This window comes from Pseudoalteromonas sp. Scap06, from assembly GCF_013394165.1.
Classification (GTDB): Bacteria; Pseudomonadota; Gammaproteobacteria; order Enterobacterales; family Alteromonadaceae; genus Pseudoalteromonas.
Map to the genome: position 1 here is coordinate 113,768 of NZ_CP041331.1, position 16,766 is coordinate 130,533.

The 16,766-nt window shown below is 38.7% G+C and carries 12 protein-coding genes; all 12 read right to left on the bottom strand.

Translation table 11 applies throughout. The annotated features are described in order from the left end of the window. Positions 1-129 precede the first annotated feature (129 nt). Positions 130-2,748: a type VI secretion system ATPase TssH gene (gene tssH / locus FLM47_RS16065; protein ID WP_178956943.1), complete on the bottom strand. Its 2,619-nt coding sequence runs from the start codon at positions 2,746-2,748 to the stop codon at positions 130-132. 22 nt (positions 2,749-2,770) lie between these two features. Beyond that, positions 2,771-3,760 (bottom strand): type VI secretion system baseplate subunit TssG, encoded by a 990-nt coding sequence (gene tssG, locus FLM47_RS16070; protein WP_178956944.1) that lies wholly within the window; start codon positions 3,758-3,760, stop codon positions 2,771-2,773. Beyond that, the gene (gene tssF, locus FLM47_RS16075) at positions 3,757-5,583 is read right to left on the bottom strand and encodes a type VI secretion system baseplate subunit TssF (protein WP_054201390.1); all 1,827 of its coding nucleotides are present in this window, start codon (positions 5,581-5,583) and stop codon (positions 3,757-3,759) included. The genes tssG and tssF overlap by 4 nt, the downstream gene beginning before the upstream one ends. After that, positions 5,580-6,065, bottom strand: coding sequence for a type VI secretion system baseplate subunit TssE (gene tssE, locus FLM47_RS16080; protein ID WP_010389371.1), 486 nt, complete (start codon positions 6,063-6,065; stop codon positions 5,580-5,582). Before tssE ends, tssF begins: the two co-directional genes overlap by 4 nt. 15 nt (positions 6,066-6,080) lie before the next feature. Beyond that, on the bottom strand, positions 6,081-6,860 hold the full coding sequence (locus FLM47_RS16085) for a type VI secretion system accessory protein TagJ (RefSeq protein ID WP_054201391.1): 780 nt from the start codon (positions 6,858-6,860) through the stop codon (positions 6,081-6,083). Positions 6,861-6,862: 2 nt separating this feature from the next. After that, positions 6,863-8,389, bottom strand: a complete 1,527-nt coding sequence (gene tssC / locus FLM47_RS16090) for a type VI secretion system contractile sheath large subunit (protein WP_131692235.1) — start codon at positions 8,387-8,389, stop codon at positions 6,863-6,865. A 37-nt stretch (positions 8,390-8,426) separates the two neighbouring features. Next, positions 8,427-9,917 carry a type VI secretion system contractile sheath large subunit gene (gene tssC / locus FLM47_RS16095; RefSeq protein WP_010389377.1) on the bottom strand — a complete coding sequence of 497 codons (1,491 nt, stop codon included), beginning with the start codon at positions 9,915-9,917 and terminating at the stop codon, positions 8,427-8,429. Further along, complete coding sequence (tssB, locus tag FLM47_RS16100; protein ID WP_010389380.1) at positions 9,914-10,417, bottom strand: type VI secretion system contractile sheath small subunit; 504 nt, start codon at positions 10,415-10,417, stop codon at positions 9,914-9,916. The genes tssC (FLM47_RS16095) and tssB overlap by 4 nt, the downstream gene beginning before the upstream one ends. A gap of 15 nt (positions 10,418-10,432) precedes the next feature. Beyond that, entirely contained in the window at positions 10,433-11,548 is a 1,116-nt protein-coding gene (tssA, locus tag FLM47_RS16105; protein ID WP_138605853.1) for a type VI secretion system protein TssA, read from the bottom strand. Positions 11,549-11,750: 202 nt separating this feature from the next. Further along, positions 11,751-12,548 (bottom strand): PP2C family serine/threonine-protein phosphatase, encoded by a 798-nt coding sequence (locus tag FLM47_RS16110; protein ID WP_138605851.1) that lies wholly within the window; start codon positions 12,546-12,548, stop codon positions 11,751-11,753. Next, positions 12,541-13,269, bottom strand: coding sequence for a type VI secretion system-associated protein TagF (tagF, locus tag FLM47_RS16115; protein ID WP_138605849.1), 729 nt, complete (start codon positions 13,267-13,269; stop codon positions 12,541-12,543). Before tagF ends, FLM47_RS16110 begins: the two co-directional genes overlap by 8 nt. Then, entirely contained in the window at positions 13,251-16,760 is a 3,510-nt protein-coding gene (tssM, locus tag FLM47_RS16120) for a type VI secretion system membrane subunit TssM (protein WP_138605847.1), read from the bottom strand. Before tssM ends, tagF begins: the two co-directional genes overlap by 19 nt. Positions 16,761-16,766: the final 6 nt, after the last annotated feature.

The window sequence follows — 16,766 nt, forward strand, 5'->3', positions numbered from 1 at the left end:
AAACAGCAATGAAAAGGTCTTCAGAATTCCTTTCCCTAGATGAAGACAATGTCTCAAAAATTCCATGTTTCTATATAAGACACACGAATTATAATGCTCTAAAACTAAAGAAACAACCATAAAAACAGGTTATTTTAAATTAACTTTATTTAGCTCAACATCAAACTCATTATCCTTAATTAACAATGAAATAGATGTCACTTTTTCACCATCAACCATGCTCGAAAGCAAAATTTCAGACAATAGTGGTAGTACTTTATTCTGTAATATGGTGTGAATATTTCTTGCACCCGAACCAGCATTTTGACAATTAGCAATAATGTGCTCAATCACGTCATCGTTATAAGTTAATTGCGCATCATAATGCTTTTTAACACGCTTAGTTATTTTGCTAATTTGCAGCGCTGCAATTTGGGTCAGAATTTCATCACTTAACGGAATGTAAGGAATAACATTAATGCGCCCTAAAAATGCGGGTTTAAATGCGCCTAATAAATCATCTTGTAATGCTTTTAATAAACCTTTAATACTCGGCTTACTTTCTTCATCTTCAAATAAGCTCATTGTGGTATCAGTACCCACATTTGAGGTCATAATAATGATGGTGTTTTTAAAGTCGATGTCTCGGCCTTCACCATCTTTTATGGTGCCTTTATCGAATACTTGATAGAAAATATCTTGCACGCCTGGATGGGCTTTTTCCATTTCATCAAGTAGCACCACACTGTATGGTTTTCTTCTTACTGCTTCGGTTAAAATACCACCTTCGCCATAACCAACATAACCCGGAGGTGAGCCAAGTAGTAATGACACTTTATGCTCTTCTTTAAACTCAGACATGTTAATAACTGTTACGTTATCTTCACTGCCATATACTTCTTGTGCAAGTGAAAGTGCGGTCTCTGTTTTACCAACACCGCTTGGGCCTGCCAGCATAAATATACCATTAGGGCGACTTTCGTCTGCTAGCTGAGCACGGGAGGTTTGTACCACTTTAGCCATAAGTTCAAGCGCATGATCTTGGCCAACTACGCGTTGTTTCATTTGCTCAGCTAAATTTAAAATGCCATGAATTTCATCTTCATGCATTTTACCAACAGGAATACCAGTCCAATCAGAAATAACCTGTGCAATCAATTCTTCATCAACTTGCCAATGCACCATATTATGTTCGTACGAGGCTAGCTTAAGCTTGCTTTCTTTTAACTGCTCAAGTACTTCAGCAGAAGAGTCTGCATCGTTGGTGTTAATCGATTCTAGCGCTTGGTTTAACTCGGCAACTATATCCTTCTCAACATTGAACTGCTCATTTAATGGTTCCAGTTGCTGTTCAATCTCAACTAGTTCAGATTTAAGTGCTGATAATTGTTCGCTGTGATCTAAACCGGTTTTTTGCTCACGATTTAACATTAAAACTTGCGCTTCAATTTCACTAAGCCTGTTAATTAACTGCTCAATCGCATTAGGTGTCGATGCTTGACTCATAGCAACACGAGCACATGCCGTATCTAACAATGCAACGGCTTTATCGGGTAGTTGTCTGGCAGTAATGTATCTGTGCGATAGATGCACTGCACTTTCAAGTGCTTGCTCTGAAATAAACACTTTATGATGTTTTTCCATCACAGGAACTAAACCACGTAGCATAGCAACCGCTTTTTCTGGTGTTGGCTCTTCAACTTTAACCACTTGGAAGCGACGTGTTAGTGCAGCATCTTTTTCAAAAAACTTTTTATATTCAGCCCACGTTGTTGCTGCAATAGTGCGTAACTCCCCTCTTGCTAGAGCAGGCTTAAGTAAGTTAGCAGCATCATTTTGACCTGCTTGTCCGCCACTACCAATCATAGTGTGAGCTTCATCTATGAAAAGAATCACAGGATCAACAGCGTTTTTCACTTCATTAATTAGCGACTTTAAACGATTTTCAAATTCACCTTTCATGCCCGCCCCCGCTTGCAGCAAAGCCAAATCTAGACTGTGCAACTTAACGTTTTGTAATACTGCAGGTACATCTTTTTGAGCGATTCTTAGGGCAAGTCCTTCAACCACAGCGGTTTTACCTACACCCGCTTCACCCGTTAATATTGGATTGTTTTGACGACGTCTAGTTAAAATATCTACCATCTGACGTATTTCGAAATCACGACCTAAAATTGGGTCTATTTTTCCCGCTTTTGCTTGAGCGGTTAAATCGACGGTAAATTGATCTAAGCTTGGTGTTTTAGATGAACCATTTGCAGGTGTTGTAGCACTTGCAGTGGTGGTATTACGTTCTTGCGATTGGGCAACAATTTCAGGCCATGCATGTAGTAGTTGTCCAGGTTCTATATTATTGAAAAGCTTGCTACAACGCGTTACTAAACTAGACAAGGTATCGTCTTTTGTAAGCGTATAAATAACGTAAGCACTTCGAATTTGCTCATCAGTAAATTCTATACTGGTGCTTAACCATGATTGTCTAAGTAAAGTAGTAACATGTACCGACAGACTAGGCGACGAATCACTGCCCGTTTTAAATGACTCTAATGATTGATTTAAATCTTGCTTTACCTGATCAATATCAATATCGAAAGCACCGAATATGAGTCTAACATCGTCTAGTTGCTGCTCAATCATAGCTAACAGCCAATGCTCTAATTCAACCGTAAAATGGCTGCGGCTATTACAAATTGCGACCGCTGCTTCTAAGCTCTTTCTACAATCTGGGCTTAGTTTCTCAACTAATTTGTTTAATGTCATCGTTGACATACACTGTTCCTTTTAATTTTAATTATCCTTTAAACGATAACTTAGTAGGGTTAAATTTAGGGGTGTCTTTACTCGCCATTAAAAAGCTATTTGCGCCTAGTTGGCATTCACTTTTTGACAGCTGCACCGCATCAAGTTGTTGAAAATCTGACTCAATAACAAGTCGAAATGAAATAGCATTGCCGGCATAGTCTTTGACAATTTTTTTAGCTAATTCAAATAACTTGCCTTTAGGTAACAAGGATTTTGCTTTATCAAAATCGCGGGTACTGATATGGATCTCGATATTAGAAGAAATATCCCATATCTTTTTACCAATTACCGTATCAACACCTAAGCGGGCATGTTGTCCCTCATAAAGGCGTTCACTTGCTAAACATGTTTGCTCTTGTGGCTTCAAATCGTGCCACTTACCTATCATTTGTTTAATGACAACATCACAGCCAAGATATGAGCTCAGTACACTTTTTAAATCAAAAGCATTGCGAATTTTTCGGCTATAAAGGCCTGAAAAGTGCAACTGATGTTCATCATAACCGCCGCTTAAAAGCCCTAATATTTGTGTGTATGGGTCTTTGTTTTTATCTTTATTTATATGATTTAAAGACGGTTTATATTTTTTCCACGCTCGATAATATAAAGACACCAAACGGTGATTAAACATGTCGTAAAAGTCGCGCATGGTTGTATCTTTATAGCGAAGACGCTGCATCACCAGTTCGCTATAAAATTGAGGCAAAGCCCCCGAACAACCCGTTAATCCCATAAAAGAGATCTGCATGTTGACTTTATGTAAGCCATCTTCAAAGCTTGCTTGTTCTAATTTTGTGATAGCGTTACCTGGGTAACCAAATTTTTGAGTTGCGGTAAACTTAATTAACTCTTGCTTTGGACTACTGTCATACCCTACATAGCGATACTCCAAGCCATGCTTTTTCAGCTGGTTTTCAATAATGAAAACTGCTTTATAAAAGTCAACTTGTGACGCTTGAGAAATAATATGTTGGATCATATTAACGGGCTTTCCCCAACTCGCGCAGGCCACTGGTAATACACTTGCTCTTGTTCTTTTAGCCTTAAACTAACGCGAGTAAAGCTATTAATTGCTGCAAATTGCGCAAAGAAATGATCGAGGATAGAGGCAAAGAAAAACATGCCACTACCTGAAAAGTCATCATTGGCGAAGGTAATTTCAATTTCACTTCCCGTTGCAAAGCTTACTCGCCCTTTTTGCACAACACGAGCCGTTGCGGGTTCTACAACCACACGGTAAATATTATCAATAAGGCCTTTTGTTTGCGGAGATGCTCTAAAGTCATAAAGGCGTAGCACTTCTTTAAGCTTATTACATGCATCATCTCCACTAAACGCGTCGAGCGTTAAATGATTAACTAATTGCCAACGAGTTGCATCGGCTAATATCGGTCTAACTGCATGAGTAAATGGAATTAAACATCTAATTTTTTTAATTACATCGCCGCGCTCTGGCATCAATAAGCCTAGCTCATCGTCTCCAAAAGGCATGCTTGCAGGGAGGTTTCGATTACTGCAATTAGCACGTACGGTTAGGACCGTGTTCCCTTCAGCATAATCCATAGCGCTATTTTCAAATCGTGCATCTACCAATGATAGAAACGATTCGGTGCCTGACTCAACATAACCCCCTGCCCATGAGGCAGTTTCTCTGCGGATATGCCAAAACAAATCATCATGGCCTTGGTATCGTGGATGGGTTTGTCCATAAAACGGACAAACTATTTGTTTATTTCCCTTATGGTCAAAGGCAATTACTTCTGAAATACCAATTACTTCTGAAATCTCAGAGTCCATATAACGCGGCGTTAACTGGTATTCGTATTCGCTCAGCTCAGGGCGAATAGGTTCTAATTCTTGTTCAAACATATTAATTATGGGCGTACACCCCATCAAGAACATGTCTTTGTCTACTTGCTTTTCAAGCTCTGAAGATTCAGCATCAAGATAAATATACACTGTGCATTTATTAGAATTTTTAGGCAACGATGAGTGAATATTTTCAAGTTCAAAAAAACGAAACTTTTCAGGAAAGGTAAAATTTTCGACGAGTAAGCGATAGCCGGCACTTGATCGCTGCGAATACGGTACAACCGCTTCATTTGCATCAAAGCCAACCGCTTTAAGTTGAGTTTTAGAAAGGTACTTTATTCCCTCATCACCATTATCAAAAGCAATGCCAATAGCGTGCTTAAACAATAATTCATACACTTTAAGCGTATGATGCCATTGGCCATTTATAAATAATCGTAATTTTTCCAGCCCAGTTTCAGCCAGTGATACACCCGGGTATTCACCGGTTAGCTCAAGTTTGAAAATTGACTTTGCTTTCTCATGCCAACGTGGTTTTGGTGCCACAAAAGGACTGTTATCAAATTGAGCACTGGTAATTTCAACAGGCCATAAGTAAGTTTCATAACAGGTTTGAAACTTACATTGCTTCATTGACTCAACATTTGTTTCAACTTCACTCGCTCTTGGAATGACTACTCCCGTGGTTGAGAGGTTTTCAGCCTCTAATTTAACCACCGACATTGAAGGAATAGGCGCTTGATAGTCAGGTAACATTTGCCCTAATAAAGCATCAGTAAGCTCAGGAAAGCTATCATCTAACTTTTGCCTAATATTAGCCGTTAAAAATGCGAACGATTCAATTAATCTAGATACATGAGGGTCTTCAATATGATCATCGCTTAGCTTTAATCGCCCTGCAACTTTAGGGTATTTTTCAGAGAAGTCTTTACCCATATGACGAACAAACGCCAATTCACGATTGTAATATTTTAATAATTCATCGTTCATAAAGAAGCCTCTATAATCTTCATCCCTAAGTTCACAGGCTCAACTTCAGAGTCAAAGCTAATAAACTCTGGCTCTGGATCTGCATATAGTAAAGCGTTTATTCGCAAGTTTAATACTCTATTTACGGGTACTTCATCGTCAGTAAATACCTCAACTTCAATGAACCGAGGCTCAAATTTCAAAATTGTATTTCTAACGGTTTCACATAGCAGTGCCCGCCCTTCGTGAGAGCTCACCGACATACTCGAAAAGTCAGGTAAACCATACGATAAGCAGGATGTTGCTAACTCTGCATATTGTGCTGGCCACGTGTGCCATTGAATTCGCGCATTTAGCAGCGCTTCTATGTCTCTGCGCACATTTTTTCTCAGCTCACTAATGCTGATCCCCTCAGTACGAGATGGGGCATCCTGAAAGTCTGGCTCATCGTCAATGAGCCTATCTAAAATGGATGCTTGAAGCTGCTGCTTATGCTCTATCATAATTATTGACTATGCTTACTCAGCTGTTTCTAAGACATTTATTTTCAGGTTTGGAACAGTGATGGCTTCATCGTTGACAAACAACATTTTCATTCCTTTACCTATAATAAATTCGTCTTGAAGTTCTTCCCAATCAGATACTTGGCCTAGCTTTTCTAGATCTGTATTTGAGTTTGCGTAAACTAGTGGCAAGTGAGCGGTACCCGATGGGCCGTCTTTAATAGTAATTTCAACGCGTAACCAAATACCCTCTAATAATGACGTTACAGGTTCTACTTTTAATGTTTCAATTTCATTAAAGTTTGCAAGGTAAAACTCGCCATTTGTACCTAGCACTTCTAAATAAGGACTTAAGCTATCATCTAAATCTCGAATTGCTGATTGCTCGTCTTCAACACTCTCCAAACGAAGCGCTTCCATTTGTTGAGCAAGACTGGCTGCTTCAGATGTTTCACCTTCAAGCAAAGCAACATGCATTTTTAAAAACAAGGTATCTAGCTCATTGGCTTCATGAAAAAGTTTAGGAATACCCTTACCTTGATAAAAATCCACGCGCGATTGCTGGGCACGAATTAAATGTCTAAGGTTAACTGCACCTACAGCAAACTCTGGGTTCTTTTGCACCATAAAGTCGAGTTGTTTGTCTGCTTTTTCAAGCTCGCCATTAATGCAAAGTAATTCAGAATAAATACTTCTAATGTCAAAATTTAAAGGCTCATCTTGCAACTCGGTAGCGCAACATAATAAAGCATCAGCAAGTTTTCCCTCGCGAATTAAACTGTGTATTTTTTTCATGATTATTCCTTTATTTTATGATGAGGACTGAGCTCTGTTATTAACTTAATACTCGAGACCATTTGGTCTAACTGAAAGTGGGGCTGTAACTGCAAAACCGAAAAGTAATGCCCCGGGTTTGCTTTATTTTCACTTACTTTTATTTTTGCATTACTCAGTGGATATTTGCTTCTGATATGCTCAGACGCGGAGTCTGACGCAGTTGTGTAGTTATTTATCCACGCTTGTAAGTCTCTTTCACAGGCCTGTGCTGTGCTGTAAGACCCGACACGATCGCGGGCTAATAATTTTAAATAGTGCGCAAAGCGCGATACACACAAAATGTATTGCAACATAGACGATAGGCGCGCATTGATATTGGCAGCACTTGAGTCGTAATTTTTTGTTTTTTGAACCGATGCATTACTGTAAAAAACAATATGCTCCGTATTTGTAACCGAAGAAGCTGGGATAAAACCGAGCTCAGAAAATTGCTTTTCAAACTTACTGGTTACTAATAAATCAAGTGGCGGCTTTGCCTCTTTTTGATAGGTATCGTTTGCAAAGCTATCACGAGCAAGCCCTGTTACTAATCCCTTAGAAACTTTGCCTGGCTCTATACCACGAATGTGACCAAACCAACCGCTGTCGCAGTAAGCTCTAATTATTGTTGATACAAACTGATACGCTGCACTGCCCCATAACATATCTGTTTCTGGATTTTTTATTTGTTCTTTGAAGTAAAAATCTTGATGGCGTTTGCCATCATTAACATAAGGCGGCCTAACTAACACATGAGGCAACGTAAAACCCATAAAGCGCGCTTCTTCCATTTTTCTAAAACTTTGCCATTTTATATATTCAGGTTGTTCAAACTGGTTAAATAAATCAGAGTAATAACCTAAATCAGAAAAGCTATCAGCACCAAATAAATTAGCCGAAGCCGAACATATAAAAGGAGAAAATGCAGCCGCTGCCGTTCTTGATACCTCTTTTATAGTATCAATATCATTGTAAATAGTGCCTGCTGAGCAACCATTACTGATTTCGTAATCACCAATTACAATACCAAAAGGCTCGCCTCCGGCACTGTCAAACTCGTTTTGATAAAGTAACTGAAAAAACATACTTTGATCAAAATCAATCGCTTTGTTCACGTCTTTTGAGAGCGTTGACCAATCACAATTGAGCAATTTAACTTTTACTTTTTTTTCTTTGTCTTGTTGCTCTGTTTGTAACAATAACCACCATAGATTACGCCAGCTAGCTTCTAAGCGTTGAAAGCTATCTGCATGAATTATGTGGTTGAGTTGCGATGAAATAAGTTGATCGAGTTCAATAATTACACGTTGTAAATAAGGACTCAAAGACTCCTTATTCCAAGAAAGGGGAGAATCAGAAGAGCCTTCAAGCCATAACAATAACGCTTTATCTAGGTTTTTTTCATTTAAAAACCTATCGAGCAAAGCGTCATTATCACTAATTCGAGACTGTGACTTTTGTTGAAAAGTGAAGTCTTGATTTATAAATGAAAACTCTTCGTGATTCATTCTATTGCATCATCCTTAATGCGAGAGAGCGGTATTATTAACCGATCTCTGGGATTTTAGCTACAAGACGTAAAGAAGACGTTAGTTCTTCCATTTGTAACCAAGGTTTCAACCAAGCAACAGCGTTGTAGGCACCAGGTTGACCTGGGATCTCTTTTACAGATACTTTTGCATCTGCAAGAGGGTAACGTGCTCTGATGTCTTGACCACCGCCCTCTGTCGCATTTACATATGACAGGATCCAACGGTTTAACCATGATTCAACGTCTTCAGCTTCCATAAAGCTACCAATCTTGTCACGTGCCATTACTTTTAAGTAATGCGCAAAGCGAGAAGTTGCCATTAAGTATGGTAAACGAGCTGAAATAGCAGCGTTAGCCGTGGCATCAGGCGTTGAGTAAATTTTTGGTTTTTGACAGCTTTGACCGCCAAAGAAAACAGCATAATCAGTATTTTTATAGTGACATAGAGGTAAGAAGCCTAACTGACTTAACTCTGCCTCACGACGATCTGTAATGCCAATTTCTGTTGGACACTTAAGATCTGGATCACCATCATCACTAGTGAATATGTGAGTCGGTAAGCCTTCCACTTTACCGCCACCCTCTGCACCACGAATAGCAGTACAGAAACCGTATTGAGAAAACGCAGCGGTCATGTTAGTTGCCATAGCGTATGCTGCATTACTCCAACAGTAATCACCATTATCAGTGCTCACTGAACGACCGTCTTTTGGCTCAACTTCAAACTCTTCGTAGTTGAACTCTTCAACAGGTTTAGAAGCAGCACCATAAGGTAAACGCGAAAGGAAACGCGGCATAGTAAGTGATACAAAGCGTGAATCATCGCTGTCTCTAAATGAGCGCCATTTAGTGTATTCTAATGATTCAAATACTTTTTCTAAATCGCGTGGCTTAGTAAGCTCTTCCCAATTATCAAAACCGAATAAAGACGGTGAAGAGGCAGCAATAAATGGACAGAATCCAGCTGCAGCCACATTAGACATTAAGCTCAATGTTTCAACATCTTCAGGGTGATTAGTAAATTCAAAGTCACCTACGATAGTGCCATATGGTTCACCACCTGGGGTACCAAATTCAGACTCGTAAATTTTCTTGAAGGTTTGGCTTTGATCAAACTCAACGGCTTTACTTAAATCTTTATGAAGCTCTTTTTTCTTCATGTTTAAAACACGAATTTTTAATGTAGAACTTGTTTCAGAGTTCATCACTAAGTGATGCAGACCGCGCCATGAGCCTTCAAGCTTTTGAAACTCATCCGAGTGCATTACCACACTTAGCTGTTTTGAAATTTTTTGATCGATTAACTGAATAGCTTCATTAAACGTCACAGTCATGTTTTTATTCCATTGAACTGTGCCTTTTAACGCTTCTTCTGTTAATGTTTTTAGTAATTCTTCAGCACGGCTCGACTCTGTTTGTTTAGTCGCGCCAATTGCTTGCTCTAATAGTGAAGAACTTACTTCTGATACCGATTCTGATTCTGTTGCTAATTGTTCAGTGCTCATTTATCAGTCTCCTCTAAGTTAAGTTCTTTAGCCATCGAGTCTAAGCTTGCTGTATTACTTAATACTTCTTCGAGTACATTTTCAAGCTCTTCTGAGCGGTCAATCTTGGTCATCAAGTCACGCAGCTTGTTGCGCGTTTCCATCAATTTGCGTAAAGGCTCTACTTGATTTACAACCGCAGCAGGCTCGAAATCGTCAATCGACTTAAAGTTCAAGTTAACTTCAAACTGAGAACCATCATCCGTTAATGTATTGTCTACTTTTAAACGCAGAGAAGGACTCATACGTTTTAAAACATCATTAAAGTTATCACGATCAATTTGAATAAAACGTCTATCTTTTAGTGGTTTAAGTGCTTCTGTGTTATCACCAGAAAAATCACCCATTACACCTACTACAAAGGGTAATTCTTTTTTTACTGCCGCGCCCTCAGTTTCCACATCATAAGTGATATGTACTCTTGGTTTACGAACTCGTTTTAACTTATCATGGATACTCATTGAGAACTCCTTTTACTATGTTTCAGTTTCGCTGATCTTAATGCCAGACAACTTAAAGTATCCAGTCCTAGCATCACTATCTGTAATTAACTCATTTAATAACTCAGGTAGCGATAATTCGCTCCATCGAATAACTTGTTCTATCGTGTAAGACATTGGTGAATGAGGTTCAGTCTTTCTGAAAAATGTCGCAATTTCTTGAAGTTTTTTTATTGCGTTTTCTCTCGAATCAATCTCATCACTGACACGCTTTTTAGGTTGCGCTGAGTCTGCTTCTATCTCATCCTCAACCACTTCCTCTTCAGGCTCAGCATTTGCCTTATCTAATGCAATTTGTGCTGCTTCAAGTTTATCTGCTGCAACATGATTTACCGCAGCTAAGCTCACTTCTAATGCTTGTTTAATATTAGATGTAGGTTGTGGCTCACCCGTCACCTTATCCATAACCTCACTCAAAGCGGCAAATTTTTCTATCGCATCTTCAATATCATTTTTTAAAGATACAAAAAACTCGGTACTGGTTTCGGCTGCACTTTTTTCAAGCTGTTCAAAATCAACGGCACCTTGGGTTATCTTCTTTTCGCGTTTTTCATCACTTAAACGTGAAATGTCATAACCTTGCTGATATTCCCAAAAAGAAAAAGGATCCATACTGACACTGTCTGTCATGTATATACTTTTAATTGGAATAATTAACGTACCTTCACCAGCACTGCCATTTAAGCCAACTAATGCAGACACTTTGTCTGAAATTTCATCACCGTCATCAAGTGTTGGATAAAGTGACTCAAAATGATGTTCCAAAAGGTGCTTAGCAACACTAAAACCAAACGCAATGCCTTTAAAGCCATGAACGCGGCACAAGCCTTCAATTAGCCAAGCTAGGTATTCTATATCTTTACTTTCGGTTTTAATTGCCTCACTACATTGCTCAAGTAGCGGAATCCAATCTCGAGAAAGCGAAGCAATTCCTTCTTCATCGACTAGCGCATTTCTTTCAGCCGCACGAAGTTGGTTTCTTAAATCTTTTAAGGCGTAGTAAGTAGACGTTGGAGAGACATCTGATCGCGGATCAATACCTGCAAACTCAGTATCTGAAATAGGGGAAATATACTCTTCAAATAAAAACATTCCATTGTCCTAAATATTATCCATATTCTCTAAAGCTTAGAGCGGAGATAATATTACATTCTTTAAATTAAATTACAAGCTTCAGCACCATTGTGCCGATAAGCTGGCTAATGTTATTTTGTAAATAATTGAAATAACAGTTTTTTGTTCCTGATATATTTACAACTTTTTTTCTTAAATATACTAAAACAGGCTTAATCAGCTACTTAGTGAACAATGGAATCGTTGCCTCATCTTGTAAATTACAAGATTGTATCGATTGATTGGCATCTACATCATCATATTTTACTAATATACAAGTTACGTTATCTTTAGCACCTCTAACTAACGAGGAGTGCATTAAAGCCATTCCTGAATCAATTATGCTACTTGGCTCTAATGACAAACATATATCCTCATCTGATAATTCACCTGTAAGACCATCTGAACATAATAAAAAGATATCGCCCTTGTTTATCTCACCCTCAATTACATCTACCTTCACTTCATCCATTACGCCCACAGCACGAGTAATAACGTTAGATAATGGGTGGTTTTTAGCTTCTTCAACAGAAATCATTCCCTCGTCGATTAAGTCATTAACTTGACTATGATCTCGAGAAACTTGAGTTAGTTTACCATTGCGTAATAAATAAGCTCTGCTGTCACCAGCCCATAATATGTAATAGCGCTCATTCTTAACAAACAAAGCTGTTACCGTACTGCCTGCTGTTTTATTGCTTAAGTATTGCGCGCTATATTGATTTAGTTGCTTATTTGCATCTTCTATAGCGCTAACAATATGACTTACGGTCAAGTCCTCTAGCCTGAGCTTTTCAACAGTAGTTCTAATCACATCAACCACTAATTGACTAGCAACTTCACCCGCTTCATGCCCGCCCATACCGTCAGCTACGACCCATAAGTTATGGCTGTTAATTTCCACGTGCGCATCTTCATTAAGCTGCCTCACTGCACCTCTATGAGTAATGGCATAACTTGTACTTAAATTACTAATCACTATTTTTTACCTGTGTGTAATTCCATTCCCAATGCTTCCAACGTCCATCTAGCATAGCGGCTACTTGATTAACCGGCGGCAAAGCTGACGTGATCAGTACCATAGGCTTAATATTGCAAGAACCATGAGTCCACCAAACACTGTAATCACCATACTTTTTATGTAAAATCGCATGCATGGCATCTTGTAAAATATGGTCGCTTAACTCAGTGCCTGAGAACTCTAGAGCGATTGCTTGTTTGTTTTTATCTTTTGAATTGGCATAACTTACTTGCTTTTTATTTGCAGCAACGTCACTTAGTGTACTAGCCAGTTCTTTTCGCCAGGAAAACAGATCCACAGAGCCATCAAGTACTTTAAGAACAGCATCTTCGTATTCTAATGAAAAAACACCAGAATGAAGCACATCAACCGGAGCAATATGAGTTGCACGAGTAACAGTGAGTGGATAGTGCCTTCCTACTGCATCCATACTGGGCAATAACGTACCCATAATGCCAGTATCACCAACAATGTTTGGGCTTAATGCAAAGTGCCAAACAGGGCCAGTAAGGTAGCTTTCTTGCCAAACATCACCAAGTTGCTCTTTACTCACAGCAATGGCAGCTTGCAGCCATTGCTCCCAATGCTCTGAAAACTCTTTAGTTACATTATCTTGAACAAAGTCGCCTAAACAAGGCACCTTGCCAAGATAACCAATATCTACAATCGGGTCGGACATGAAAACTTCTCTACACTGCTGTTCCAAAACGGATGCCTGATTGAGCTAGGCAGTAATTCTACTTTTGCATTGTTACCCATCAAGGAGAAATGTAACTCTAGATCTTGACGTGTTTTGCTACGCTTTTCGCTGAGCTCATCTAGCATTCGATAAAGTGACCACTCACCTTGATAAGTTGTATTAATTGAACGCCCACCGTTTGGCGGTGTAAACACAACGCGAGTTTTACTTTGACCACTAGCGCCAGGCCATACAAAGTTTGTAACTTTGAGTGGACCATGACGGTAAATCATTGACTGGCCATCAATTTCAATCATTAAACTAGATACCGTTTTATCTAAATTAAAAGTACGTAAGCCAAACTCAATTCGAGGGGTATCACTACCACGTTCAAAAAATGCGGTTTGAATTTTGAAAGCATGCTCAAACATTTTTAAGGTGTTATTGCTAATACCAATATCTTTTTCAAATTTCCACGGGCTAGAGCTCATATCCACACTCGGAGCTACATAGCTATTAAAAAAGTTATCTATGGTGCCATTAGGGCCAAAGAAGCGAGTAAAGTCTTTAATGCTGACCTCTTTTTCAGCCTGCGGAGCAAATGGGTAACGCCCCACAATTGCCGCGTTATACTCGCGCAACACTTTGCTTTTCCAAATTTCATTTAAATGTCTGTTGGCACTATTTTTGGTGATGTTGCTAGTATCTCTACTTATATCAAGTAACCAACTATTGAACGGATATGGCAAATCACTACTTTGGTACTCTAATTGGCGAATAAAACTCGGTTTACTCTTACCACTTATTTGATCTTTAATTGAGTATTTAAGCTGGTCGCCTCGATCAAGTTTAGTTAGATAAATATTCAACTCTCTTAAGTTTTTCTGAATATTATCAAGCTGCTGAATGTCTATATCGATAATGTCTTCAAACGCCTCTTCGACTTGATAGCCCGGTAGCTCTACCTCAAACTTAGGCGCCTCGTCAGGTAAAAAGCGTTTGATTCGATTTGCTTTAGTTTGCATCGCAACCTTAGCTGCATTAGCGGCAATATCTCCTGCGACCTTTTGGTTTTCAGAGATAGGTAGCTTAGTTAATTGAACATTCTTTTTAACTGCATTGATGATATTTTTTATTGGCGCTTCTGAGCCTGCTAATACATCAGTAATGTTCACACCCTCAGCAGGTGAGCTGTACTGATTAAGACTCAAGTCATCTAAAAACGACTGCCAATAATAAATATAATCTTGAAAATAACGTTGCTCTAGCTTCTTTTCTATCTCTGCTTTAGAAATATCATACGTGCCTGAGGCTTCTTGGCCATACACCCAGCTACTGGCCATTAAGTTGCCAAGCATTTTTCCTTTTTCAATATTAAAAATTCCATGGAAACCGTTAAAAGTGTATAACCCTGGAATACTGCGCGTTAGATCACCATTGTTACGAAATGTAAACTTTTGCGCACTTTCAAAGCTAATAATATCGGTTAATCTAAAAGGCGGAATACTGCTATCAAGAAAATCAGCTTGAAGTCGTTGGTATGCTCTTTCTGCAATCGGTAGTTTCGTAAGTTCTGCACGAGCTACTCGAACCGCCTGATTATCTATTTCAGTTTGTGTTACGCCCTCTTTTAACAACGCAGCAATATGATTCATCAGCTCATTACGCGTCTGCATGTTCAAATCACCAGGCAAATTTCTATCTAAATATGCACTAAACCAAACGTAAATATCTTCACTCTCAAAATATTCAGGTTTAAATAACATTAAGTAGCATCTGAGCGTTTCATATAAATAACTCAGATGTTCTGGATGAGCCTCCATTTCCTTTATTAACGTGTTCGCAATAAAGGGCTCTAAATAGGTTTGTAAGGAACGTTTATAAGCATTAGTAGAAGATTCTTTAATTTCAGTAAGCTTATTAAAGCCAACTGAAGATGCATCTTCAGGATCAATTAACTGAGCATTGGTTGCTGGCAAGTTTCTCAATGCATTTAATCGGTCATTTAGTACCAGTAGATTATTTCTATCAAAAGATGATGCGTCTAATTCTTGGTACGTGGCAATTGCTTCATCTGTGGCATCAATTAAGTTGCTATTCCATGCAAAGCTAAAATACCAAGAAATTGAAAAGCCGAACAAAGCAACACATGCAAGTGACACACTAGCAACTCGAAGCCACTTATTTTGTTTGTCATGGTGTTTGTTAGTGCTTGCTAAGTTTTGCTCAGGAAAAATAACGCTCTCTAAAACGTTTTTAATAAAAAAACTTTTAGATTGGTTTATATAATCGGTTTTACCTGCGCTAGCATCATTTAAAAAGCTTGAAGGGGTTCCCTCTTGAGTGGCGCTGGTTAAATACACTCCTCTGAACATAGGTAACTCTTCATAAGCGTTAGGAGTAAAAATCTCTTTTAAGAAGTCATCAGCTACCCCTTGTAGTACACGTAGCTGTCTGGGGAATTCAAAGATTTTAGCTCGAATAGCTTCATTACGCTCGTTGATCAGTCGACGGTTCAACATCTCTGTAAGTTTAGAGATTAAAGCATGGAATTCTTTGTTAAATGCATCGACTTGAGTATCTTTATCTAAATCAAGCTCAAAGGTGATCCCCCAAACTTGTTCACATTCTTCCTCAGTAAGTTCGCCAAAGAACTCCCTGAATCCTTCAATTAAATCTACTTTAGAAAAAATAACATAGACAGGAAATGTCATACCAAGCTGGTTTTGTAGTTCTTGAAGGCGTTGTTTTATAGCTCGTGCATGAAGGTTTCGCTCAGTTTTGGTCTGACTCATAAGTTCAGAAATACCCATACTGATCATTACCCCATTTATAGGGCGTAATGGGCGATGTTTTCTTAGTAACCCGAGAAAGCCTTCCCATGCTCTAGAGTCGTGTTTAGCGTGGCTACTTTGCGTTGTGTAACGACCGGCGGTGTCGATTAATACCGCTTTATTGGTAAACCACCAATCACAATTGCGCGTACCACCAACACCATGCACTAAATCAACCCCAAGCTTATCCTTTAATGGGTAATCTAGGCCTGAATTATGAATAACCGTTGTTTTACCTGCGCCAGGTGGACCAATCATGATATACCAAGGTAATTGGTATATATTTTTACCTTTAAATAGTTTTACGTCTTTGAGTAAATCTATGGCTTCATTCATTCTGGTTTTTAAGGTGGTTATTTCTTCGTTAACTTCACTACTATTTGCATCGTTGTTATCTATTAACTCATCTGCCATTTTTTCATCACGTTTGCTTTGCTGCATAAGGCGATAAATTTTAGTCACAGAAAAAACAAGTAGTATCAATAAAATAGTTAGTAGTCTTGCTGCAACACCGGCAAGCGGTACATAATCTGCAATCGCAATTAGGGGACCACCAAACCAAATTAATAATGATAAGGCTAAAAAACCGATAATTAAAATAGCGGTTCGAGACGTTAGTGCGTAGGTTATTTTTTTAAATTTTTGTGAGAAACTCATTACAGC

Coding starts and splice junctions, on each gene's coding strand:
- tssH (WP_178956943.1), bottom strand. CDS start 2,748: ATGTCAACGATGACATTAAACAAATTAGTTGAGAAACTAAGCCCAGAT.
- tssG (WP_178956944.1), bottom strand. CDS start 3,760: ATGATCCAACATATTATTTCTCAAGCGTCACAAGTTGACTTTTATAAA.
- tssF (WP_054201390.1), bottom strand. CDS start 5,583: ATGAACGATGAATTATTAAAATATTACAATCGTGAATTGGCGTTTGTT.
- tssE (WP_010389371.1), bottom strand. CDS start 6,065: ATGATAGAGCATAAGCAGCAGCTTCAAGCATCCATTTTAGATAGGCTC.
- FLM47_RS16085 (WP_054201391.1), bottom strand. CDS start 6,860: ATGAAAAAAATACACAGTTTAATTCGCGAGGGAAAACTTGCTGATGCT.
- tssC (WP_131692235.1), bottom strand. CDS start 8,389: ATGAATCACGAAGAGTTTTCATTTATAAATCAAGACTTCACTTTTCAA.
- tssC (WP_010389377.1), bottom strand. CDS start 9,917: ATGAGCACTGAACAATTAGCAACAGAATCAGAATCGGTATCAGAAGTA.
- tssB (WP_010389380.1), bottom strand. CDS start 10,417: ATGAGTATCCATGATAAGTTAAAACGAGTTCGTAAACCAAGAGTACAT.
- tssA (WP_138605853.1), bottom strand. CDS start 11,548: ATGTTTTTATTTGAAGAGTATATTTCCCCTATTTCAGATACTGAGTTT.
- tagF (WP_138605849.1), bottom strand. CDS start 13,269: ATGTCCGACCCGATTGTAGATATTGGTTATCTTGGCAAGGTGCCTTGT.
- tssM (WP_138605847.1), bottom strand. CDS start 16,760: ATGAGTTTCTCACAAAAATTTAAAAAAATAACCTACGCACTAACGTCT.